Source organism: Nonomuraea sp. NBC_00507, assembly GCF_036013525.1.
GTDB lineage: Bacteria > Actinomycetota > Actinomycetes > Streptosporangiales > Streptosporangiaceae > Nonomuraea.
Genome location: NZ_CP107853.1, coordinates 5598777 through 5620764, shown reverse-complemented (window position 1 = coordinate 5620764; position 21988 = coordinate 5598777). Strand labels below are relative to the sequence as shown.

At 64.8% G+C, this 21988-nt stretch carries 25 protein-coding genes and 1 tRNA gene; 15 read left to right on the top strand and 11 right to left on the bottom strand.

Annotated elements, in window-relative coordinates:
• Positions 1–82 precede the first annotated feature (82 nt).
• Positions 83–508, bottom strand: coding sequence for a Clp protease N-terminal domain-containing protein (locus OHA25_RS27375; RefSeq protein ID WP_327590320.1), 426 nt, complete (start codon positions 506–508; stop codon positions 83–85).
• Between the two features lie 912 nt (positions 509–1420).
• On the opposite strand from OHA25_RS27375, the gene OHA25_RS27370 reads away from it, so the two are divergent.
• Positions 1421–2266 (top strand): tyrosine-type recombinase/integrase, encoded by an 846-nt coding sequence (locus OHA25_RS27370; protein WP_327590319.1) that lies wholly within the window; start codon positions 1421–1423, stop codon positions 2264–2266.
• Between the two features lie 1515 nt (positions 2267–3781).
• On the opposite strand, the gene OHA25_RS27365 is transcribed toward OHA25_RS27370, so the two are convergent.
• Together OHA25_RS27365 and OHA25_RS27360 are read right to left on the bottom strand one after the other, a co-directional pair.
• Positions 3782–4423 carry a 2'-5' RNA ligase family protein gene (locus OHA25_RS27365; RefSeq protein WP_327590318.1) on the bottom strand — a complete coding sequence of 214 codons (642 nt, stop codon included), beginning with the start codon at positions 4421–4423 and terminating at the stop codon, positions 3782–3784.
• 10 nt (positions 4424–4433) lie between these two features.
• A complete protein-coding gene (locus OHA25_RS27360) occupies positions 4434–5234 on the bottom strand; it encodes a GntR family transcriptional regulator (protein WP_327590317.1) in 801 nt (266 codons plus the stop codon).
• A gap of 147 nt (positions 5235–5381) precedes the next feature.
• Here OHA25_RS27360 and OHA25_RS27355 point away from each other — a divergent pair, with 147 nt between their 5' ends.
• The 13 genes from OHA25_RS27355 to OHA25_RS27295 all read left to right on the top strand — a co-directional run bounded on the left by OHA25_RS27355 (position 5382) and on the right by OHA25_RS27295 (position 14790).
• Positions 5382–5705 carry a hypothetical protein gene (locus OHA25_RS27355; protein ID WP_327590316.1) on the top strand — a complete coding sequence of 108 codons (324 nt, stop codon included), beginning with the start codon at positions 5382–5384 and terminating at the stop codon, positions 5703–5705.
• Between the two features lie 123 nt (positions 5706–5828).
• Positions 5829–6011, top strand: a complete 183-nt coding sequence (locus OHA25_RS27350; RefSeq protein WP_327590315.1) for a hypothetical protein — start codon at positions 5829–5831, stop codon at positions 6009–6011.
• Between the two features lie 115 nt (positions 6012–6126).
• A complete protein-coding gene (locus OHA25_RS27345; RefSeq protein ID WP_327590314.1) occupies positions 6127–7095 on the top strand; it encodes a hypothetical protein in 969 nt (322 codons plus the stop codon).
• Between the two features lie 117 nt (positions 7096–7212).
• Entirely contained in the window at positions 7213–7674 is a 462-nt protein-coding gene (locus tag OHA25_RS27340) for a hypothetical protein (RefSeq protein WP_327590313.1), read from the top strand.
• Between the two features lie 81 nt (positions 7675–7755).
• A complete protein-coding gene (locus OHA25_RS27335; RefSeq protein ID WP_327590312.1) occupies positions 7756–8601 on the top strand; it encodes an FtsK/SpoIIIE domain-containing protein in 846 nt (281 codons plus the stop codon).
• 23 nt (positions 8602–8624) lie between these two features.
• Positions 8625–8978, top strand: coding sequence for a hypothetical protein (locus tag OHA25_RS27330; RefSeq protein ID WP_327590311.1), 354 nt, complete (start codon positions 8625–8627; stop codon positions 8976–8978).
• An 84-nt stretch (positions 8979–9062) separates the two neighbouring features.
• Positions 9063–9392, top strand: a complete 330-nt coding sequence (locus tag OHA25_RS27325) for a hypothetical protein (RefSeq protein WP_327590310.1) — start codon at positions 9063–9065, stop codon at positions 9390–9392.
• Complete coding sequence (locus OHA25_RS27320; RefSeq protein ID WP_327590309.1) at positions 9389–9880, top strand: hypothetical protein; 492 nt, start codon at positions 9389–9391, stop codon at positions 9878–9880. The genes OHA25_RS27325 and OHA25_RS27320 overlap by 4 nt, the downstream gene beginning before the upstream one ends.
• Positions 9864–10547 carry a hypothetical protein gene (locus OHA25_RS27315; RefSeq protein ID WP_327590308.1) on the top strand — a complete coding sequence of 228 codons (684 nt, stop codon included), beginning with the start codon at positions 9864–9866 and terminating at the stop codon, positions 10545–10547. The genes OHA25_RS27320 and OHA25_RS27315 overlap by 17 nt, the downstream gene beginning before the upstream one ends.
• 122 nt (positions 10548–10669) lie before the next feature.
• Entirely contained in the window at positions 10670–11767 is a 1098-nt protein-coding gene (locus OHA25_RS27310; RefSeq protein ID WP_327590307.1) for a hypothetical protein, read from the top strand.
• Positions 11764–13377: a replication initiator gene (locus OHA25_RS27305; protein WP_327590306.1), complete on the top strand. Its 1614-nt coding sequence runs from the start codon at positions 11764–11766 to the stop codon at positions 13375–13377. Before OHA25_RS27310 ends, OHA25_RS27305 begins: the two co-directional genes overlap by 4 nt.
• Positions 13378–13408: 31 nt before the next feature.
• Complete coding sequence (locus OHA25_RS27300; RefSeq protein ID WP_327590305.1) at positions 13409–13624, top strand: helix-turn-helix domain-containing protein; 216 nt, start codon at positions 13409–13411, stop codon at positions 13622–13624.
• Complete coding sequence (locus tag OHA25_RS27295) at positions 13624–14790, top strand: tyrosine-type recombinase/integrase (RefSeq protein WP_327590304.1); 1167 nt, start codon at positions 13624–13626, stop codon at positions 14788–14790. The genes OHA25_RS27300 and OHA25_RS27295 overlap by 1 nt, the downstream gene beginning before the upstream one ends.
• A 68-nt stretch (positions 14791–14858) precedes the next feature.
• Here OHA25_RS27295 and OHA25_RS27290 read toward each other — a convergent pair.
• From OHA25_RS27290 to OHA25_RS27255, 8 genes are all read right to left on the bottom strand, one after another.
• Positions 14859–14933 (bottom strand) — tRNA-Val (locus tag OHA25_RS27290).
• 17 nt (positions 14934–14950) lie between these two features.
• The gene (locus OHA25_RS27285) at positions 14951–15922 is read right to left on the bottom strand and encodes an ROK family protein (RefSeq protein WP_327590303.1); all 972 of its coding nucleotides are present in this window, start codon (positions 15920–15922) and stop codon (positions 14951–14953) included.
• Positions 15923–16163: 241 nt separating this feature from the next.
• Positions 16164–16481 (bottom strand): hypothetical protein, encoded by a 318-nt coding sequence (locus OHA25_RS27280; RefSeq protein WP_327590302.1) that lies wholly within the window; start codon positions 16479–16481, stop codon positions 16164–16166.
• A gap of 14 nt (positions 16482–16495) precedes the next feature.
• Entirely contained in the window at positions 16496–16957 is a 462-nt protein-coding gene (locus OHA25_RS27275; RefSeq protein ID WP_305922618.1) for a peroxiredoxin, read from the bottom strand.
• An 85-nt stretch (positions 16958–17042) separates the two neighbouring features.
• The gene (locus tag OHA25_RS27270; RefSeq protein ID WP_305922605.1) at positions 17043–17471 is read right to left on the bottom strand and encodes a DUF3052 domain-containing protein; all 429 of its coding nucleotides are present in this window, start codon (positions 17469–17471) and stop codon (positions 17043–17045) included.
• A 115-nt stretch (positions 17472–17586) separates the two neighbouring features.
• Positions 17587–18000, bottom strand: coding sequence for a secondary thiamine-phosphate synthase enzyme YjbQ (locus OHA25_RS27265; RefSeq protein WP_327590301.1), 414 nt, complete (start codon positions 17998–18000; stop codon positions 17587–17589).
• A 9-nt stretch (positions 18001–18009) separates the two neighbouring features.
• A complete protein-coding gene (locus OHA25_RS27260) occupies positions 18010–18192 on the bottom strand; it encodes a DUF1918 domain-containing protein (RefSeq protein WP_127935293.1) in 183 nt (60 codons plus the stop codon).
• 209 nt (positions 18193–18401) lie between these two features.
• On the bottom strand, positions 18402–18581 hold the full coding sequence (locus OHA25_RS27255; protein WP_327590300.1) for a hypothetical protein: 180 nt from the start codon (positions 18579–18581) through the stop codon (positions 18402–18404).
• Between the two features lie 554 nt (positions 18582–19135).
• On the opposite strand from OHA25_RS27255, the gene aceE reads away from it, so the two are divergent.
• Positions 19136–21883: a pyruvate dehydrogenase (acetyl-transferring), homodimeric type gene (gene aceE, locus OHA25_RS27250; protein WP_442942139.1), complete on the top strand. Its 2748-nt coding sequence runs from the start codon at positions 19136–19138 to the stop codon at positions 21881–21883.
• Positions 21884–21988 lie beyond the last annotated feature (105 nt).

The following is a 21988-nucleotide window of genomic DNA, read 5'->3' as shown; positions in this document are numbered from 1 at the left end:
CTTGACCACGTGAGCTTGCGTGGACCGGATGCATTTAAAGCCTTGCACTTTCAGGGATCTTGCACCTCGGGAAGTCGGCTGACTATTGAGCCCATTCGAGAGGTACTGGACCTCTCAGGACATCGAGGATCTTTTGGCGAACGCGGTGAAGGTCGGCGCCCAGTTCTTCTAGCACACGTGCAGAAGTTCCTTGGCCCTCTTTAATGAGCCCAAGCAGAATATGCTCGGTACCAATATAACCGTGACCGAGTTGAGAAGCCTCACGACGCGACAGGTCGAGTACTTGCTTGGCACGAGGGGTATAAAAGGTCTCGCTTTCGCGCTCCCCTATCTCGTTTGCGATTGAGTGTTGGATCTGTTCCTGGACGGCTTGCGAGCTGATTCCTAGCCTTGCCAGAGAATAGAGGGCGACTCCTTTATTGAGCCGAACTAGTCCCAACAGGAGATGTTCGGGAGACACGCATTCGTGATGGTGTGCCGCAGCCTCTTCACTGGCTAAGTCCAGCACCTGAGTTGCTCTTTGTGTGAGTATGTGCTCCAAAGGTTGGTGTAGGACACGCCTTCTTCTCCATACCCTCCGCATGTGGCAGCTCCCGAAGTATAGGCAGCGGAAGATTCATGTCAACCTGTTATCATGCACAAGGAATTCCTCAACACAACACAGGCTGAAGCGGTCGATGATCTGATCTCCGAACAGCTCTCATTGACACTTCAAGTCTCGTGCTTGGCTCGACAGGCTAGCAGCACCACTGTCTCGGAATTGGATGTTTCCACACACACTCTCGGCAGTCCAGTCACGTATGCGGTCAGGGCCCTGGCATCAGGCGCCTTCGGAGTGCCGTCGGCGAGGATCTTGCGCGGCGAGCGCAGGTGGCCAGACGACGATCTCTCGAATCTAGTCGAGCAGGTCTGGGCGGCGGCTCATGAGGGCCCGACGTGCAGTTACGAACCGTTCGTGCCTCCAGCGTGCCGGTTCCGACGTCGGAGGCCTGGAGTTGCTGGGCAAGTTCCATGGTCCCGTACAGATTGGCCTCGGCGCGCAGGGGCGTCGGCGGGGATCACAACGGGCCTCGATGAGGCCGCTACCCGCTTGCTTACTCTGGGAGAACCCCAGCGCTTCCAGTTCTAGGCCAGTCAGCTGCGTGAGCGCCAGTCGATTGGGGGTGCGTGGCCAGCGGACTTCACCGGCCTCCCATCGGCGCACGCGTTCCTCGTCGCATGCCAATTGTTCGGCAACGCCGATTGCGGTGGCGTTGATCTGGTCGGCCATCTCCGCGCGGGATAGCCGCCGCTCGTTTCTCCAGGCGCGCAGGCGAACGTTTGGGATGTAGTCGGGCATCTGCGGTTCTTCCTCCCGGCTGGGGGCTCGAAAGGGGAAGCAAGGGGGCCGTTCAGGGGTCCTGCTCAAACGCGGTTGCAGGTGGACTTGAAGTCCCGCGCGGGGGTCCGTACGGTCGCCATCCCGGAAGCGATCGTCCCGGCACTTCGCGACCACCTCGACCAGTTCACCGGCCCAGAGGCCGACGCGCTGATCTTCACCGGCTCACGAGGCGGCATCTTGCGCCGGAGCAACTTCCGGCGGGCGGCCAAGTGGGACGAGAGCACCGAGAAGATCGGCTTCCCGGGCCTGCACTTCCATGATCTCCGACACACCGGAAACATGATCGCCGCAAGTTCCGGCGCGAGCTTCAAAGATCTCATGCAGCGCATGGGGCATGACTCGGTCCGGGCCGCGCTGATCTACCAGCACAGCACGGCGGACGCTGACCGCAGGATCGCCGACGCGATGAACACGAAGATCGCGCACAACGCCAATGAATCTTCGGAAGGGCTCTCTCTCGCACCGGCTTATGGCACGTTAATGGCACGAAGCCCCGTTTCCATGATCGGAGACGGGGCTGTTGTCGCAGGTGGGCGGTACTGGGTTCGAACCAGTGACCCCTCGCTTGTAAGCGTAGCTATTCCAGCACTGGAGCTGGCGTTTTGGCTGTTCAGGCCTACATCCAGTGTGCGCGCATGTGCAGGGCCGTGCTGTGGTGAGCCGCCCCTGATGTCACTCAGTTTGTCACTTGGCCCCTCGAAGCCTCGAGGTCTTTCGGGCTTGGGCGCTAAAGGAACAGGCGTCGGCGTCCCACCCTACGATCTTGGTTTATCGTCCATTACTAGCGACAAAGCACCGAAGATCAGGAGCTGCCGACTGGCTAGACTAGTCTTTTGCATGCAACGCCAATGGGAACGGATCAACCTCAAGATCCTTACTGGATAGGATTTCAGCCTGATCGAATACATGCGCTATGAGCTCAGGGATCTTATGAAACAAATTGTCATCCATGGTGGCGCTGTATTTTAGCACTACTCGACTTGACTTTGAGTGCCCAGAGTCCACAGACACTCGTCCCTCAACGTCTATCATAACGCCCTTAAAGTCGTTCTGCATGCGAACATGTCGCCACTCAGGCAGAATAGCGAAGGACACATAGCGCTTCAACTCCGCCTCGCGCATCGCGCGCCACTCAAACGCCCCTCCCCTGTCAACGGCCGAGTAGATAACTGCATAATCTCTACTCTCGGCTCGCGCCTCGAATTCTTCAGTGACGAGTTCTATTTCCCACATTACACCCTCCATTAGCAAATCTTAAGCCCGTACGGGCCAACGATGGACTCCTGCGTGTAACCCTCCGGCAAAATGTACTGAACACCCCTTGCTCGAGCTATATATTGCGGCCCACGAATTTCACGCGTTAGTTTGGCGGGGTCGATCAATATGACATAGGGTCGTACCGTCTCGCCAATAGGTAGTTGACACCATTCTGTTAGGTCGTCTTTATTGTATGGCGTAGGCGTTACGAATACTTTCCTTGTCACACCTTGGGGCATGTCAGGCTCATGCTGCAAATCTGGAACGACATAGCGCATAAGGAGCCTACCGGAAAGGTCTCTCGCGACGTCTGTTCCAGTTCGGGCGGGCATTTTGTCGAGCGCTTGGTCGGGATGCCAAATATGCACCCCTTTATTTTCTAGCATAAATATATCATTAGTCGTTGCGAGCCAAGCGCATGTACCCATGATAACTCCAGCGTAGATGCCTTCTCTTCCATGCTGCTTGGCCACTATTTCCAACGCAACCAATAAGAGGTAAATGCACACCCCAATACCCGTCATCGCGGACCCGATCGGTATCCCATCTGGGCCATGCCAGCAGGTGTCCATCCCGTCTGCCATCGACCCACCGCGGAGCGGCAGCGGGCCGGCGCCGGAGGTGCAAGCCCGGCTTGACGTGTCCCTGCGCCTGGGCACCTTCCACAGACATCTGACGCCAACGATCACAGCCGGGCTCGCGGCGGAGGCGACGGTCTGCTGGGCTTGCCTGGGTCGATGGCAGACGGGATGGACCCGACACCAGCCACCCCACAACCCGCACCTGCGTTCGACGCCATCCCGGAGCCGGAGCGCCCCCGCCGGAGGCATGCAGTCAAGCCCGACCTCGCGACCGCGCACGCGTGCGCTGACCGGCTCCCCCGTGACCCGAGAAGTGCGCTCCCCTGTGATCACGCTGTACCGTCGCACGGCGGCCCCCCTTCCACTCGTCCGCGCCAGCCGTCCGGCGGTGCTTTTAGCCGTCCGCCGGGAGCGTCAGCGGGAGGCGGCGGCGTTGCCGAGACGGCGGCGCGTGCGGCCCCCTCGGGGCCGCCTTGAAGACGTACAGAAACTTCTCACAGGCTCTCGGTGCAGCTGCATGTGCAGCTGCAGAGCAGCAATCTGCTGTGGCACCGGTGCCGCATCATGCAGGGTTGTTGCCGATCGGGATGCGGATTGCCTTGGTCCATTCGTACATACGGCGATCACGGTGGAACACCATGAGCGACACATCTGAGATCGTGACCTCGACAGGGTCCGCGTCGATCATGTCGAGGGTCTGTGCAATGTGTTCGGTCGCGCTCTCCGTGTTGACGTATGCGACGCTGACATGCGGACGGTATGGGCGTGAGTCAGGTTCTATGGCCTGCGTCGTTGTGATGGCCGTGCGGCAGGTCGTTCGGAGTTCCTGGATCTGCGTTGCAGGCACGGCTGGTAGGTAGATGGCTTCCGGCACGATGACTGGCCGATGGAAGGTTACGACAGGAGGAGTTGTCCGTCGCAGCTCCGATCGAAGGGCGTCCTCGATCTTCTCTACTGTCTCGTTGCTGATTTCGTCCGTGAATCCGATGCCTTGCATGGTGAGATGCAGCCAGGGGCGCGGGATCAGGTCTAGAACAGGGAAGGTCTTCAACGCTCCCTGGTAATGATCAACCAGGCTGTGAAGCTCGGGTTGGTCTTCAAAAGAGAGATGGCACGCGTAGTAGTGCCGTCCTTCGCGCCAGCCGGGCCGCCACCACCAGTGGTTACGGACCGCGGGCACGCGCTCGATCGCGGTGTGATCCATGATGATCCTTCTAAATGTCGGACGGCACGTCAGGAGGCTCCGGCTCCTGCGTGATCGGGTATTCGTCGATGATCACGATGCGATCGGCAGGCCAGACGGATTCTGAGACCTCCAAGAGAGTTCCATCGTGGGCTCGTGCGACGTGGATTACATGGATGACTTGGCTGCCGGTGGCCAGGTCGAGGAGATCGCTTTCGGTGGCGGTGGGGACGCGAACCAGCCACTGATCCTGAGCGTGCGCGTACTGCTTGCCGCTGAGATCCTCCATGCAGAGAAAGAGTGCTTTGGGCACGACCGAAGGCTCCTCTAGGAAGGTGCCGTTGGCGTACTCCATTGGGAGGTAGCTTCCTCCGAGCTCTTCAGGTTTCCGGGTCTCCCGATCTCGAAGAGTCCGACGCCGGATGACCATCTGGGTGCCTTCGTCAAGACCTGCCGCTTCGGCGATGTGTGGCGGCACTGGGCCAGTACCGGCGAACGTGATCTCGTGCTCAAGGTGTGAGGTCAGAAGCTTCTTGTCACTTCTTGCTCTGCCGTACCGCGAACGAGAGCGGCGTTGCAGGCGTCGGTTTTCCTTCACGAACGTTCCCACACCGTGCCGGGACTCGATGAGACCTTCGGCGCGCAGTAGTGCGATGGCCTGGCGCAGCGTCGGCAAGCTCAGGCTTGGCAGCTGGGATCGGAAGCGATCGAGGAGTGTGGTTTCTGCCGGTAGGCGGTCGCCTGGCCGATAGACGCCATCTCTGATGTCGCGTCGCAGCTCATCGGCGATTCGGTGGTACTTGGGTGCCTTTGCACCGAGTTCGTCAGTCACAGATTTCCTCCGACACCAAGCATATTCCTATAGAGGACTTGACGAGAAGTCGGTGGCATGCAACTCTCACAGTAGTCCTATAGAGGACAAGTCCATTAGGGGAGTGCACCGAGAGGCGGTGCGGCCCAAGACGAAGGGAAGGGCTCGATGAAGCTCTACGTGGACACGAGCAACAAGCAGGTGACGGTGTCGAAGGAGTCGGTCGAGAAGACCGACCAGAACGGTCGCCAGAAGACCGAGCGCGACACGGGCCGCCCGATGTGGTCGACGCAGGTGTTCATCCTGGACGAGGACGGTGGCGAGGTCATCACCATCACTACGGCCGGCATCCGGCCCGAGGTGAAGGTAGGACAGGTCGTCACTCTCTCCAAGCTGGAGGCCCTGCCGTGGTCGACCAACGGGCGCAGCGGCGTTGCGTTCCGCGCTCAGGAGATCAAGGCAGCGACGGTTTCAGCGGTCAAGTCCGCCTGACCAGACTTCAGACGCTCACAGTTCTACCTGCGGTGTCCGCATGTGATGCCAGACCGAGACGGATTCGGATGCATCACACCCAGGCCGAACGGCCTGTCCATCTTCACGAAAAGAGGTCAGCGCATGGGACGCAAATCAATCGTCATCACCGGCAGCACGTTCGGTAACAGCGCCGCGATCGGAAACAACAGCGGGTCAACGGACCCGGGCGAGGACACGCACGTAGTCATCGCCGACACGGCCTTCGGCCACAACGTCGCTATCGGCAACTCGTCGGGCGAGGAAGCTGCCCTAACCGACGGATAGCGATTCGTTCCCATCGACACACGACATGCGAGCGGGGCCACCAATCTGCCCAGATCTGGCCCCGCCGCATTCACACCAGAAACCGACATCTCCTCCAGCGGAAGGAAGTCGATCCATGGCCAAGAATAGCGGCCGTGTCCCATCTCGGCGAGCCTCCGGCCGCCGTGGCACCGTCACCGTGATCGAGGATCACGTCTCCCGGTCCTACACCCGTAACGCCAAGATCGCCTTCTGGGTGGTCTCCGTCGTGGTCGGCCTGCTGGCCGCCACCGTCCTGGCAGACGACTGGCACCCGATCATCGCTCTCATCCTGGGAGCCGCCATCGGCGCGATCGTGGCCTCGCCGATCGCCGCTGTCATCGCCATCTGGCCCCTGCTGCGGGTCATCGTCTGGTGGCTGCCGGAAATCCTCACCGCCGCCGGCCTCGTCTACGGCTTCACGATTTTGGCCCAACACACCACGCTGACCATGCGCCTGGCGGTCATCGCCACACTGGTCCTGCCGTTCGCATTCCCCCAGGTCCGACGCAACGTCATGAAGGTCGCCTGGTGCGTCATCTCCCGGCACCGCCTGCGGACCTGCTTCGCCGCCTTCATCATCGGCAACAACCGCGCCTCACTGCCGTTCATCCTGTGGGCGCGCCCCACGCTCATCGGCGAATCGGTCTGGCTGTGGCTTCGCCCCGGCCTGGCCATGTCGGACCTGGAAAACCGACTCGAACAAATCGCTGCCGCGTGCTGGGCCGACAAGGTCACCGCCGAGCGCGCCTCGCAGTCCAACTCCGCCCTCGTGCGGATCAACATCAGCCGACGCGACGCCCTCACCGGACGCGTCGTCTCACCCCTACCCGACGAGATCAACGGGGCGGACAACACGATCAACCAGTCACCGACACTCGTCCTCGACACGGTAACCGGTGGCTTGGACCTGGACGACGTCACCGAAGCGTCCGTCACTGACACGCCGAAGACCACGACCAAGAACGGCCGGACCGACAACGGCAAGAAGCCCGCCTCCACGCGCGAGGCAGTCACCGTCCCGGCCGCACGCGGCACGGAAGACATCAGCGACTACATCGACTGACCTAGCCGCTTTCGCCCCGTAGCCATCACACCCGCCGGCGGGGCGGCTGAGCACTTCCCTGGCCCGGCCGTCCCCTGGCATCGCCATGCCTCTGATCCCTTGAAAAGGAAACGTGCGATGGATCTCAACACGAGATACGAGCTCAACCAGGAACTCGGCGAAGTGTCTGAGTGGGCCCGCTACTACGAATACCACGGCCGTGCCGACGCAGCCGAGGAGTACTACCGGCGCATTCGCGACGTCGAAAAGACGATCGCGCGAGTCGACCTCATCGACCAGCTGCGTGACTTCGCCGACTTCCTCGAGAACGAGCCCGGCGTACCCGTCAACTCCAAGATCGACATCCATTACAGCGTCCTCGCCAACGACCTCGAAGACGGAAGCGAAGACGCGAAACGCGCGGAAGTCGACCGCGTAGCCGCCATCCTCGGCGTCACCCCCGCACTCAAGGCCGACGGCGAACACTACACCGCCATGCGCGCCTTCGGCCCGGTCGAATACCACGTCACCGCCATCACCGAGGAACACATGACCAAGATCCAAGCCTCGGATACCTACTACGGCCAGGTCACTCCATAACCAACGCTCAGACGGCCCGTGCGGGCCCTGCCCCAGTGGCACCCCGCACGGCCTCTCTACTTCTCGCAGAAAGCCACGATCATGACTCTTGCTCTCGCCTCGGCCGTGCCGATAGGGCCGATCATGTCGATGTACGACCCGATCTTCATCGGGATCGACGAGATGCGACGGCCCGTCTACCTGCCGCTCATCTACCGCAACATCCTCGCCGCCGGCGAACCCGGCGGCGGAAAATCCGGCCTCGTCCAATGCATCGCCTGCCACGCCGCCCTGTGCGACCGCACCCGCCTCATCCTCCTCGACGGCAAACAGGTCGAGCTCGGCATGCTCGCCCAGGCCGCCGACAAGTTCGTCGGCCCCGACGTCGACGAGGCCATCATCACCTTGCGCCGCCTCCAGCGCGTCATGGACAACCGCTACTCCTGGCTGACCGTCCGACGCCGCCGCAAGATCGACCAGTACGACGACGTCAACGTCATCGTCGTCATCATCGACGAGATCGCCTACTTCTCCGCCACCGTCGGCGACGAACGCCAGCAACGCGAATTCATCGCCCTGCTCCGCGACCTGGTCGCACGCGGCAGAGCCGCCGGCATCATCGTCGTCGCCGCCACCCAACGCCCCAGCGTCGACATCATCCCCAAGTCAATGCGCGACCTGTTCGGCTACCGCGCCGCCTTCCGCTGCACCTCCACCGGCTCCAGCGACATCATCCTCGGCGACGGCTGGTCCGGCTCCGGCTACAGCGCCACCGACATCCTGCCCACCAGCCAAGGCGTTTGCTACCTCATCGCCGAAGGCGGCACCCCCCGAAAGATCAAAGTCGCCTACCTCACCGACAGCGACATCGCCCACATCGCCGACTACGCCGTCGCCATCCGCCGCAACGGCCACACCAGCTCATCCCGACAGCGACTCGCGGCCTGATCACCTCGTGAAAGGAACACCTCATGATCATCAAGGTCTATCGGGCCGACGGCAGCCCGGATGTGAGGAACTGGCTCGTTCAATGCGACAGCCACGACTGCGACGCCACCGCCCCCATGCTGGGCTCGGCCGACTGGCTTATCACAGCAGTTCCGCAAACGCCCATTTACTGCCCCTGGTGCACCTACAACCAGGCCTACGACCTGATCACCGGCGTTGTGCGTTGCCCTCGATGCGAAGCCATTGAGCTGTGCTTCTGGGACCCCGACGAGTCCAGATACGACTACTACGGACCGCACTACGCAAGCTGCCTGCGCTGCGACGCCGTGCTCATCGTCACCCCCAACCGCGACTTCTGCGGCTGGGTTCTGCCTTAACAGGCACAGGGGCCGGAACCACCTACCAAAGTTTCCCGGCCCCTGCTCTCCACCACTCCACCCTCAAGCGAAGGACGTGGATCCATGCAGCGTACCTGCACCCAGTCCGGCATGCCCAAAGCCGACTGCACCGACAACCCATCCTTGACACCCAACAGCCCGCGACGCGTCGTCGAAAACGACCAGTACGCCGCCTTCCTCCGACGCGCCATCCGCGCCTACGGACGCCGCATCGCCTCCGGCGACGTCGAAGCACTCGCCGACGCCATCGCCCTCATCGACGAACTCGATACGGCTATTGCGAACGCCGTCACCGGCCTACGCGAACAGGGCTACTCCTGGGCCGACATCGCCCGCCCGTTAGAGATCACCCGCCAGGCTGCTCAACAGCGCTGGGGCGGTGAGAGCGCATGAGCACCGGCGGAACCGTCTACCTGCTGCACTTCGACCGGCCCTACAAGCACGCACGCCACTACATCGGCTGGACCCCCGGCGACCTGAAGCGCCGACTCCACCAGCACCGCAACGGCACCGGCGCCCGCCTGATGCAAGTCATCACCGCCGCCGGAATCGGCTTCGCCCTCGCCCGCACCTGGGACGGCGGACGCAACCTCGAACGCTCCCTCAAACGACGCGGCGGAGCATCACGCGCCTGCCCCCTGTGCGGCATCACCCCACGCGTCACCGGCTGGGACCAGCCCGACAACCACGACACGAGCCCGGCAGACACCGTCACGCCGTACGAGATCACCCTCGTGTCCGCCACCTGCGGCTGCAAGCGAGTCACCAGCATCGCCGCATCCCTACTGGCCACTGCTTCCTTCACCTGCAGCCAGTGCCACCGACCACTCGTTCCCATCCACCTCGACAGCGAGGAAACCCACCATGTCCTCACCGTCTAACCGAGCCGAACGCATCGAGAACGCCGTGCAAATCCTCATCCTGCTCCTCATCGGCGGTATGGCCGGACTCGCCTCTTTCACCCACGTCCATGACTGGACCATGCAACACGTCCCCGCCGGCACCGGCGACTGGTTCGGCTGGGCCAACGCCATCATCTCCGAACTCACCCCCACCGCCGCCGGCCTGGAAATCCGCCGACGTAAACGCAACGGCGGCTCCGTCATCTACCCGATGGTCGTTCTCATCGCCGCCGCCGCGTTGTCCATCGCCGCACAACTCGCGGTCGCCAAACCCAGCCCCAGCGGATGGCTCCTCAGCGCCGTCCCGGCACTGGCTTTTCTCGCCCTCACCAAACTCGCCCTCTCCGGCACCCAGGCCAGCAAACGCATCGATGATCACAACACCACTCCCGAAGAGCGGGCCAACCCGGCAATCACCACCGTGACAGCGGAAGTCCCTCGCATCGAGGCTCCTGCAATCGAACCTGTCGCCTCCATCCCTGACGAACTCCTCCAGGGCGCTCGTATGGCCGTCTTCGCGTACCGGCAGCGCAGTGAACAACCCATCACCCCGGCCATCCTCGCCGAACACCTCGGCATAGACACCGGCACGGCCACCGCCCTGCTGCACCACCTCGACGGCACCCACGACGGGGGCCGCCCATGATCCCCAGCTCGTCGGCACCTTCGACGCTGGCTCTCGTCCCCGGGAAGACGTGGGCACCCGCTCACCTCCCGGGCACGGGGGCGAACGCCCAATTGTCTGCCGAGCAAAGGAGACGACCACCCATGATCCTCGTGCTGTATGCCGGACCCGGCGGAATCGACCAGGGCGCCCGCATCCTCTCCCTGCCCCAGGCCGTTCACGGCTATGACATCGACGCCGACGCTTGCGCCACCGCCCGCGCCGCCGGTTTCCACCGCACGCAGGCGAGCGTCCCCTACCTGGACCCCGACGACTTCCCCGATGCGACTGGAGTCGTCATCACTCCGCCCTGCCCGCCGTACAGTCGCGCGGGCCTCGGCGGCGGCCTGAAGGACTACCCCACCATCTCGACCGCGCTCAGTCTGCTGGGCGACTACATCGGCGGGTCTGCGGCCGAGAGAGCCTACCGCGAGGCGCTGACCGGCTTGATCGACCCGAGATCGGCGCTCGTGATCGAGACGCTGAGGTTCGCGTTCCTGATGCCACGGGTGCGATGGGTCATCGCCGAGCAGGTGCCCGCCATGGCCCAGCTCTGGAAAGAAATCGGTGCCGAGCTGGCCATGACTGCGGGCTGGTGCTTCATCGGCGTGATCTCGGTGGCGGCCGAGGACTTCGGCGTGGCAAGCCGCCGTACCCGTACGTTCCTGATCGCCACCCGCGATTACGCACCCGACCTGACCGGCCTGCCGATGCGCTCGCTCTGGCACACCGGCAAGTTCGGGCCTCCACCCATGGACGAGCCCGTTTTCCCATGCGAGCTGTTCCCCACCATGAGCATGGCCGACGCCCTCGGCTGGTCAACCGGCGAACGCGTCAACACCCGCGGTAATCGTCGCACGTCCGGCGGGAATGAGTTCTCCGCCGACAAGCCCGCCTGGTGTCTGACGAGCAAGACCCGCTCCTGGAAGCGCATCTCCGACAGTGCCCCGCTCACTGCGGCGCAGGCTGGGCTGTTGATCGGGTTCCCAACGGACTACCCCTGGCAGGGGTCTCGCTCCAAGCAATTTCTGCAAGCCGCCGACGTCGTCGCCCCGCCCGTGGCCGCCGCAGTACTCGGCACCGTGCTTGGACTCGATTGGCAAGCCGCCGTTCACACCTACCTTCGCAATCTCTACCCATGCCGCACCGTCGCTCGCGGTTACGTGCAGCCGCCCCTGTTCCACCAGCAGGAGGTTGCATGAACCCAGAGCTGCCGACGCCTTCGACGCCGGTTCTCGTCCCCGGGAAGATTGGGCACCAGCTCACTCTCCCGGGCACGGGGGCGAACACCGAACCCGACATCACCCGGCGCCCTGGTGATGCTGCACTCTTCGCCCACGACAGCGCCCTCACCCGTGCCGGTGACGGCTACTACGCCTGGCTCGACCACGTCTGGTCCGCCGCCGGATGCACGGCCCCCATCCGCCTGCACGGCCAGATGCATACCGTCGACCCCCGCACCGGCGTCATCCTGGCCACGCTGCTCACCTCGGCCATGCCCGACGGCGTCATCTACAAAGCCTGCGGAAATCGCCGCGCCACCGTCTGCCCCTCCTGCGCCGAGACCTACCGCCGCGACGCCTACCAGCTCGTCCGCTCCGGCCTGACCGGCGGCAAAGGTGTCCCCGAGACGGTGACGACGCACCCGGCTGTCTTCGCCACCTTCACCGCGCCCAGCTTCGGCCCCGTCCACACCCGGCACGTCTGCACCCACACCTGCACCGACAAGACCCGCTGCACCTGCCGGCCAGAACCCTGCCACGCCCGCCGCACCATCGACACCTGCCCCCACGGCATCCGGCAAGCCTGCTTCGCCCGCCACGAGCCCACCGACCAGCGCATCGGGCAACCGCTCTGCCTGGACTGCTACGACCACGACCACCACGTCGTCTGGAACAACCAGGCCGGAGAACTGTGGCGCCGCACCAAACAGACGATGGAACGCCACCTCAATCAGATCGCCCGCCGTCGCGGACTACCCCGCATCCGCATCGCCCACGGCAAAGCAGCCGAATACCAGCGACGCGGAGCCGTCCACTTCCACGTCCTCCTCCGCCTCGACGGCCTGGACCCCGACGACCCCACCGCCGTCATCCCTCCACCGGACGGGCTCACAGCTGACGACCTACAGGACGCAGTCCAGCACGCTGCCACCGTCACCCAGTTCACCACCGACGGACACGCAGAACGCCCCGAGGGCTGGCCCATCGCCTGGGGCGACCCCGACAAAGGCCTCGACGTACGCCCACTGAGGCTCCGAGGAGACAACCTGGTCACCGACGTCATGGTCGCCGCCTACCTCGCCAAATACGCCACCAAAGGCACCGAGATCACCGGCCACGCCTCCCGCCGCCTGGACCAAGCCTCGATCGAGCAATACGCCAACCGCACCGGCACCCACACCGAACGCCTCATCGCCGCCTGCTGGGACCTCGGCCACCCCGACTATGCCGGATTTGATGGCCTTCGCCGCTGGGCACACATGTTCGGCTTCGGCGGCCACTTCTTCACCAAAGCCCGCCGCTACTCCACTACCTTCGCCGCCCTACGCGCCGCACGCCTCCACTACCGCCGCGCCCAGGACGCCAGCAACGAATACAACCCCGACGCATTCGACCGTCAAGACGAGCTTGACGACGAAACCACGCTCGTCATCGGCGACTTGACCTACGCCGGAACCGGGTGGAAAACCACCGGAGACGCCCTCCTAGCCAACACGGCAGCGGCACAAGCCCGCGAATACACCCGAGCAGGACACGAAGAACTCGCCTACCAACAGGCATGCAGTTCGTCCACACCGCTCGCCGCCTGATCAACCTTCAGACTGTGAACGGAGTACCACCATGCCAACCCACGGCAAGACCGTCGTGTACCCGGGCCAAGCCTTGTACGACGTCGACGAGGCCGGCGTCGTTCTCCGCCTGTCCCGCCGGTACCTGTACGAAGAGATCCGGTCCGGACGCCTGCGCAGCGTCAAGGCCGGACGCGCTCGTCGCGTGCCTGCTTCCGCCATCGCCGAGTACGTTGCGCTCCTAGAGCGGGAAGCGCAGGCTGCCTGATGCCCAAACAACGCGCACACGGCGACGGCGGTCTGTACTGGAGTGAAACTCGTCAGCGATGGATCGCCGAAATCACCATCGGCTACACCCCGGCCGGCCGACGCATCACCCGCAAAGCCGCCGGACGAACCAAGACCGAAGCCAAGGCCAAACTCAAGGAGGTCCTACGCGATCACGAGGACGGGCTGGCTATCGCGCCAACCAACTACACAGTTGGCGATGCGGTGAATTACTGGCTGGACCATGGTCTACCAGGACGTGAGCCTGTCACAGTCGAGATGTATCGAACGTACGCCAGAACGCATCTTCTCCCCGAACTGGGCAAACGGAAGCTTCGGGATCTCTCCGTTGAAGATGTGGATCAGTGGTTGCAGCGTAAGACGAGCGATCTCAGCACTCGTTCCCTCAAGATCCTCCACAACGTTCTGAACCGCTCCGTCAAGAGCGCCATGCGGCGCGACAAGGTCAAACGCAACGTGGTGGAGCTCTGTGAGGTCCCGGAAGGTCGAGCAGGGCGCAACTCTAAAGCGCTCACGCTGGTCCAGGCGGAAGCTGTCTTGAAGGCGGCAGAGAACGCACCGTCCCGCATCCGGGCTTACATCGTGGTCTCGCTGCTATCTGGAGCACGGACAGAGGAAGTACGGGCGCTTCAGTGGAGCCATGTAGTCGCTTATGACGAGACGACCAAGGCATGGCGATCAGTGGCTGAGATCGGCTGGGATCACAAGGAATTCGCCCTGTATGTCTGGCGATCGGTCCGCAAGAAGGGCGAGACCAAAACCCCGAAGTCCCGACGCAGCCTTGCTCTACCCAAACGCTGCGTAGACGCTCTCAAAGCCCTCAAGGAAGCTCAGAACGACGATCGCGAGCTGGTGTTCTCTACTCGGAACGGCTCGAAGATGACCGCCCACAACATCCGCCGGGACTTCAGGAAGGTGCTCGATAGCGCCAAGCTCACCGGCGAGGACTGGGCGCCAAGGGAGCTTCGACACAGTTTCGTGTCGTTGCTCTCGGATCATGACATTCCGATCGAGGACATCTCGCGCCTGGTAGGACACTCCAACACGGTCGTCACGGAGACGGTCTACCGTCAGCAGATCCGGCCGGTCATCCAAGAAGGCGCGACTGCGATGGATCGCATCTTCCCCGTGGCGGATGATGCGTAGCTACCCAGCATGTCACTCAGTTTGTCACTCACGCCCCGTTTCCTTGATCGGAGACGGGGCGTTTTCGCTGGTGGGCGGTACTGGGTTCGAACCAGTGACCCCTCGCTTGTAAGGCGAGTGCTCTACCGCTGAGCTAACCGCCCCTGATCGGCACTACACCTTACGACACCAGGGGGGCCGATCGCACATCCACCGTCCAGCCAGGCCCCAGCTCGGGACGGCCGGCGGCGCGCCACCCCAGGAGGGCGGCGCCGAGCATGCCGGCGTCCACACCCAGCGCGGCCGGGATCAGCGGGGGCGCCTCGCGGAAGGCCAGGCGCTTGACCAGGCGGGTGCGTACGGGGTCGAAGAGGGCGGGGCCGGCCTCGGCGAGGCCGCCGCCCAGGACGATGACCGAGGGGTCGAGCAGCAGCGTGTACGTGGCCAGGGCCAAGGACAGGGCCTCCACGGCCTCGTCCCATACCTCGATGGCGATGGGGTCGTCAGAGGTGACCACCTGCTCGGCCTTGACGCCCTCGACGCCCGCCCGCTGACTGTAGCGGCGGCCCACCGAGGCGGCCGAGGCGTACGTCTCCAGGCAGCCGAACTGGCCGCAGGCGCACTGTTCGCCGTCGGGGAAGACCGGGGTGTGGCCGATCTCGCCGGCCCAGCCGGAAGAGCCGCCGTACGGCTCGCCGCGGATGATGGAGGCCCCGGCGATGCCCGTGCCGATAGGGAGGAACAGGAAGTCGGACAGGCCGCGGCCGGCACCCAGGATGCTTTCGGCGAGTCCGCCGGTGCGGACGTCGTGTCCCAGCATTACCGGGATGTCCAGGGTGGTGAAGTCGGTGGCGGGGACGTCGCGCCAGCCCAGGTTGGCCGCGTAGAGGGCGGCGTCTTCGGACACCAGGCCGGGCACGGCCAGCCCCACGCCGGCCGGGTCGCCGTCGCCTGCGGCGGCCAGGTGGCTGATGAAGTCGGAGATGGCGGTGACGACCGCCTCCGGGCCGTCCGCTCGCGGAGTGGGGCGCCGCTCGCTCAGCAGCACCGCGCCGGAGTCGTTGACCAGGCCGCCCTTCATGGACGTGCCGCCGACGTCGAGCGCGACAACGAACGCACTGCTCGTAGTACCACTGCTCCTGGTGCTGCTCACTGCGGACACGGTAGGAGACGATAGCGCAGGTCAGCAGATGCCTGGAATGCCCGATCCGGCCGCACGCTTCCCCGTCCTCCCGGCGCACGGTCAGGGCCGCGTCCTGTCCACGACGTCATGGGCTCGTGGCTCGGGGTCATGATGGGCGGCTCGGCTTGACGGCACCTGGCCACCTGTCCAGGACCCCGTGGCGGGTCAACGCACCATGGTCGCGCACATCTCGCGAGGCCTTCAGAGGCCCTCAGGCGCGTCCCAGCACCCGGTTGAGCGCTGCCTCCACCTCCGCCGACAACCCCGGCGGCGGCGGGCCCGTGGAGCCGGAGAGCGGGGTGTCCGAACGTGCCATCCACACGGCCCCGCAGGACCGGCACTCCACCTCGCCCAGCCGGCAGATCAGCGCCGTGGACCCGCAGGTGCCGCAGGCGTCCAGGTCGAGGTCGTGCAGCCGTTGACAGTCCGGGCAGATCAGGACCTGGGATTCCTTGCGCACCCCGCGCTGCCACGGACTGGCGCCGCGGACCGGGTCCGTCTGCCGGGCCCCGCACCGGTAGCAGGGCATCCTTCCCTCCGAAGTCAGTGAATGTCGGCGAGTGCCTTGACGTAGTCGGCGACGTCGCGTGCCGAAGAGATCGGATTGACCACCGACCACCGGATCACGCCCTCGCCGTCGATGATGAAGGTCCCCCGAAGCGCGAGCCCCTTCGCCTCATCGAACACACCGTACGCCTGCGCGACCTGTCCGTGTGGCCAGAAATCAGAGAGCAGAGGAAACGTGTAACCCTCGCGTTCCGCCCACGCACGGTGCGTGAACACCGAATCCACCGAAACCGTCAGCACTTGGGCGTCGTCGAACGGATGATCGCGCAGCGCGGACAGCTCGCTGTTACAGACGCCGGTGAAGGCGAGCGGATAGAAGACCAGCACGACCTTCCTGCCCCGGAACTGGGACAGGCGCACCGGAGTGCCGTGCTGGTCCTGCAGCTCGAAATCCGGAGCCAGGGCGCCGACCTCGGCAGGATGTGCGTTCACGGGCATCATCCTGCCGCATGGCAGGCGCTCGGGCTCCCTACGGTTGGCCCAAGTGCGACCCGATCTGCCGTCGACCCATGTGCGGCCCGATCTACCGTTTGCCCTTGGGCGTCACGAGTCTGGTCCCGGACCAGTCGGGCGCGGCGGAGATGCTGCTGGTCTGCGAGAGACCCGCAGTGGCGGCATCCTCCCCGATGTCGCTCGGCTCCACGTGGCCATCGCGTCCGGCCTTGGGAGTCAGCAGCCAGATCTGGCCGCCGTCGGCGAGTGCTCGCATGGCGTCGCTGAGAGCGTCGAAGAGGTCGCCGTCCCCGTCGCGCCACCACAGCAGCACCACGTCCACGACGTCGTCGCTCTCCTCGTCCAGCAGTTCGTTGCCGGTCAGTTCCTCGATGGAGTCGCGGAGCTCGTCGTCGACGTCCTCGTCCCAACCGATCTCCTGCACCACCTGACCCGGCTTGAGGCCGAGTCGTTCGGCCAGGCCGCGCTCGCTCTGCGCCTGACCCGCGGTCGCGCTCACGTTTATCCCTCCTGCTTGAGTGGCCGCATATGCGGTTTATCGCTTCGGCACAGTCCACACGCTGTGACCCTCAGTCGTCAACGGTCGCCACGGGTACGGCCCTAGTCGGCCATAATCAATCAGACAAAAACGACAGTCGAACCTGGCGTTGCGGGTTGTCGACGTTCAGATCCACGAGCGCCACCGACTGCCAGGTGCCCAGCGCCATCCGCCCGCCCAGCACCGGGATGGTGGCGTACGGCGGGATCAGCGCGGGCATGACGTGCGACCTGCCGTGGCCGCGCGAGCCGTGGGCGTGACGCCACCGGTCGTCGGCGGGCAAGACGTCGCGCAAGGCGGCGAGCAGGTCATCGTCACTGCCCGAGCCCAGCTCGAGCAGGGCGACGCCGGCGGTGGCATGCGGCACGAAAATGTGCAGCAACCCATCCTCGCCTTCGCCCTGAGCGCGCACGAAGTCGGCGCATTCGGCCGTGATGTCGTGCACCCTCTCTCGCGAACCCGTGGCCACAGAGATGATTTCAGATCTCACAGGGAAATCTTACTTATGCACCACCACGGCATCAGGGCCGGGAAACACCAGCCCGGTGTGCCCGTCGTCGAACCGCACCATGTAGGGAGGCTCGCCGTCAGGGCCCTTGACCTCCACGATTTCGCCTCCATGGTCCCTTTCACCCACGGTGCTCCCGTGCACCAGGAGGCGGTCGCCCACCGTCGCGTTCATATCTCCCACACTGGTACGCGGAATGCCCTACGAGAAGAGCGAATCCCGAGATCGGATGAATTTTGCCTCCCCCTTTCGGGGGAGGTCAGAAACATGACCAAAACGTTACGCTGCTCAGATGCGGCGTTTCGGGCTGCGTGGCACCGACGGCGGACTCGTACGTGATGATCGTCCTGGTGCCGCCAGCCAATAGCTCGGACTCATGGTGCTCACCGCCCGCTGGCCCGCGTGGAAGACCGCATCGCCACGGGCCGTCCGGCGGTCGTGGTCGGCGCGGCCGCAGGCTGGCCTAACTCGGGCATCGCCTCGCCGACGCTGATCTCTCCGAGCAGCAGTGGCACGACGGGCGGCTGCGGCAGGCGATCAGCGACCTGATCGACCTCGCCCACCAGCACGGCTGCGCCGGGATCGCGAACGGCTGCGGAGGAGGCAGCGTGGAGAGCTACCGGCCAGACCGCATCCCGCCCGCCGGCGCACGGGACGTGAGCCCGCCCGGGACCGCAGGCACGCCCCCGCAGGCACGCCCCCACGGCGGCAAGACCCGCCGGAGACAGGCGACCGGCTCACGCTGTTCCCCGCGCCCAACACCGTTCGGGGCGCACCCGGACCCGCCCCGGGCCCGACTCATGGCGATTCGCTAATATCGGCAGCTCGCCCAGGAGCGGTGATGATCTCCCCGCTTCGGGGGATGCCATGGGTAGCCATCGGACACAGCGAGCACAGCACGTAAAATTTCGTTTGTTTTCCCGTCTTGTTAAATTGGATCGGGGATGTAACCTGTGATGCGATTCGTCCTACCATCGGTGGTCTAGGCCATCGAAGATGGCCCTGCCAGCAGGGACACTCTGGTTACCAGCCAGTAGAGATGCGTTTTCTACGGCTAGCGACCAGGATGGAAGGCGACCCAGACCAGACATCAGTCATCCTCGGAAGGCGAGACCCAGTGGCTTCCGGACGCCAGCGATTCTCGATCATCAGCGACGGCCTACCCAGCCAACTGCCTGATGTCGACCCCAGCGAGACCAACGAGTGGCTCGAGTCTCTCGACAACGTCGTCAAGACCGAAGGCCGCACCAGAGCCCGCTACCTCATGCTGCGCATGCTGGAGCGGGCCCGCGAGCATCAGGTCGGCGTGCCGGGCCTGCGCAGCACCGACTACATCAACACGATCCCGCCGGAGCGCGAGCCCTGGTTCCCCGGTGACGAGCACGTCGAGCGCCGCATCCGCGCCTACATTCGCTGGAACGCGGCGATCATGGTGTCGAGGGCCAACGCCCGCACCAACGTGGGCGGCCACATCGCCACCTACGCCTCGGCGGCCTCGCTCTACGAGGTGGGCTTCAACCACTTCTTCCGCGGCAAGGATCACGGCGAGTCGGGCGACCAGGTCTTCTTCCAGGGGCACGCGGCGCCGGGCATCTACGCCCGCGCTTTCCTCGAGGGGCGGCTCAACGAGAGCCAGCTCGACGCGTTCCGCCAGGAGCTGTCGCACGGCTTCCGCGGCCTGCCCTCCTACCCGCACCCGCGGCTCATGCCGGACTTCTGGGAGTTCCCCACGGTCTCCATGGGTCTGGGCCCGATCGGCGCGATCTATCAGGCGCGGTTCAACCGCTACCTGCTCAACCGCCAGATCAAGGACACCAGCCGCAGCCACGTGTGGGCGTTCCTGGGCGACGGCGAGATGGACGAGCCCGAGTCGCTCGGCGCGATCGGCCTGGCCGCCCGTGAGGAGCTCGACAACCTCACGTTCGTGATCAACTGCAACCTGCAGCGGCTCGACGGCCCGGTACGCGGCAACGGCAAGATCATCCAGGAGCTGGAGTCGTACTTCCGGGGCGCCGGCTGGAACGTGATCAAGGTCGTGTGGGGCCGTGACTGGGACCCGCTGCTGGCGGCCGACGTGGACGGCGTGCTGGTCAACCAGATGAACACCACGCCGGACGGGCAGTTCCAGACCTACTCGGTCGAGTCGGGCTCCTACATCCGCGAGCACTTCTTCGGCTCCGACCCGCGCCTGCGCAAGATGGTCGAGCACCTGACCGACGACGACATCCGCAAGCTGTCGCGCGGCGGCCACGACTACCGCAAGGTCTACGCGGCGTTCAAGGCGGCCCGCGAACACGTCGGCCAGCCGACCGTGATCCTCGCCCAGACCATCAAGGGCTGGACCCTGGGCAAGGACTTCGAGGCGCGCAACGCCACGCATCAGATGAAGAAGCTCACCAAGGCCGAGCTGAAGGAGTTCCGCGACCGGCTCTACCTGCCGATCCCGGACTCGGCGCTGGAGGGCGACCTTCCCCCCTACTTCCACCCGGGCGAGAACGACCCCGAGATCCAGTACATGAAGGAGCGCCGCGCCGCGCTCGGCGGCGTGCTGCCCAAGCGGGTCCTGCGCGCCAAGCAGATCCAGCTGCCGGGCGACGAGGTCTACGGCGGCTTCGCCAAGGGCTCGGGCAAGCAGCAGGTCGCCACCACGATGGCGTTCGTGCGGCTGCTCAAGGACCTCATGCGGGACAAGGAGATCGGGCACCGGTTCGTGCCGGTCATCCCGGACGAGGCCCGCACGTTCGGTCTGGACGCCATGTTCCCGACGGCGAAGATCTACTCGCCGCACGGCCAGACGTACGAGGCCGTCGACCGGGAGCTGCTGCTGTCGTACAAGGAGGCCGTGCAGGGGCAGATCCTGCACGAGGGCATCAGCGAGTCGGGCTCCATGGCCTCGACCATCGCCGCCGGCACCTCCTACGCCACCCACGGCGAGCACATGATCCCGATCTACATCTTCTACTCGATGTTCGGCTGGCAGCGCACGGGCGACTCAATGTGGCAGATGGGCGACCAGATGGGTCGCGGCTTCCTGATCGGCGCCACCGCGGGCCGCACCACGCTCAACGGCGAGGGCCTGCAGCACGAGGACGGCCACACGCCGCTCATCGCCTCGACCAACCCGGCCGCGATCTCCTACGACCCGTCCTGGGCGTTCGAGGTGGCCTACATCGTCAAGGACGGCCTCAGGAGGATGTACGGCGACCAGCCGGAGAACGTCTTCTACTACCTGACCGTCTACAACGAGCCCTACCTGCAGCCGGCCCAGCCGGCGAACCTCGACGTGCAGGGCCTGCTCAAGGGGCTGTACAAGTTCGCCGACGGGCCGCAGACGCAGGGCCCGAAGGCCAACATCCTGTCCTCCGGCGTGGCGGGCCCGTGGGCGATGGAGGCGCAGCGGCTGCTGGCCGAGGACTGGGGCGTGTCGGCCGACGTGTGGTCGGCGACGTCGTGGTCCGAGCTGCGCCGCGAGGCGCTGGCGTGCGACGAGCACAACCTGCTCAACCCCGACGCCGAGCCGCGTGTCCCCTACGTCACCCAGGCGCTCTCCCAGGCCCAGGGGCCGATCGTGGGCGTCAGCGACTACATGAAGGCCGTGCAGGACCAGATCGCGCAGTGGGTGCCGGGCGACTGGTCCTCGCTGGGCACCGACGGGTTCGGCCTGTCCGACACCCGCTCGGCGCTGCGCCGCCACTTCCACGTGGACGCGGCCTCGATCACGCTGGCCGTGCTCACCCAGCTCGTCAAGCGCGGTGAGCTCGACGGCGAGGTGCTGCGCGAGGCCATCGCCCGCTACCACCTCAAGAACGGCGTCACCGAGGCCGGCGGCGCGGAGAGCAACGACACCCAATCCATGGGCGTCTGACGTCGGCGCTGGTGAGGCGGCAGGTTACGTGCCGCCTCACCCTGTTTATGTGCGCCGTCGCGTATCGTGGGCACTACTTCCCCCCGGAGAGACTGAGGGGAAGTT

Excerpts from the sequence above, each read along its gene's own strand:
- OHA25_RS27365 (WP_327590318.1), bottom strand. The coding sequence starts at position 4,423 with ATGGATCACACCGCGATCGAGCGCGTGCCCGCGGTCCGTAACCACTGG.
- OHA25_RS27355 (WP_327590316.1), top strand. The coding sequence starts at position 5,382 with ATGAAGCTCTACGTGGACACGAGCAACAAGCAGGTGACGGTGTCGAAG.
- OHA25_RS27350 (WP_327590315.1), top strand. The coding sequence starts at position 5,829 with ATGGGACGCAAATCAATCGTCATCACCGGCAGCACGTTCGGTAACAGC.
- OHA25_RS27345 (WP_327590314.1), top strand. The coding sequence starts at position 6,127 with ATGGCCAAGAATAGCGGCCGTGTCCCATCTCGGCGAGCCTCCGGCCGC.
- OHA25_RS27340 (WP_327590313.1), top strand. The coding sequence starts at position 7,213 with ATGGATCTCAACACGAGATACGAGCTCAACCAGGAACTCGGCGAAGTG.
- OHA25_RS27335 (WP_327590312.1), top strand. The coding sequence starts at position 7,756 with ATGACTCTTGCTCTCGCCTCGGCCGTGCCGATAGGGCCGATCATGTCG.
- OHA25_RS27330 (WP_327590311.1), top strand. The coding sequence starts at position 8,625 with ATGATCATCAAGGTCTATCGGGCCGACGGCAGCCCGGATGTGAGGAAC.
- OHA25_RS27325 (WP_327590310.1), top strand. The coding sequence starts at position 9,063 with ATGCAGCGTACCTGCACCCAGTCCGGCATGCCCAAAGCCGACTGCACC.
- OHA25_RS27320 (WP_327590309.1), top strand. The coding sequence starts at position 9,389 with ATGAGCACCGGCGGAACCGTCTACCTGCTGCACTTCGACCGGCCCTAC.
- OHA25_RS27315 (WP_327590308.1), top strand. The coding sequence starts at position 9,864 with ATGTCCTCACCGTCTAACCGAGCCGAACGCATCGAGAACGCCGTGCAA.
- OHA25_RS27310 (WP_327590307.1), top strand. The coding sequence starts at position 10,670 with ATGATCCTCGTGCTGTATGCCGGACCCGGCGGAATCGACCAGGGCGCC.
- OHA25_RS27305 (WP_327590306.1), top strand. The coding sequence starts at position 11,764 with ATGAACCCAGAGCTGCCGACGCCTTCGACGCCGGTTCTCGTCCCCGGG.
- OHA25_RS27300 (WP_327590305.1), top strand. The coding sequence starts at position 13,409 with ATGCCAACCCACGGCAAGACCGTCGTGTACCCGGGCCAAGCCTTGTAC.
- OHA25_RS27295 (WP_327590304.1), top strand. The coding sequence starts at position 13,624 with ATGCCCAAACAACGCGCACACGGCGACGGCGGTCTGTACTGGAGTGAA.
- OHA25_RS27280 (WP_327590302.1), bottom strand. The coding sequence starts at position 16,481 with ATGCCCTGCTACCGGTGCGGGGCCCGGCAGACGGACCCGGTCCGCGGC.
- OHA25_RS27275 (WP_305922618.1), bottom strand. The coding sequence starts at position 16,957 with ATGCCCGTGAACGCACATCCTGCCGAGGTCGGCGCCCTGGCTCCGGAT.
- OHA25_RS27260 (WP_127935293.1), bottom strand. The coding sequence starts at position 18,192 with ATGAACGCGACGGTGGGCGACCGCCTCCTGGTGCACGGGAGCACCGTG.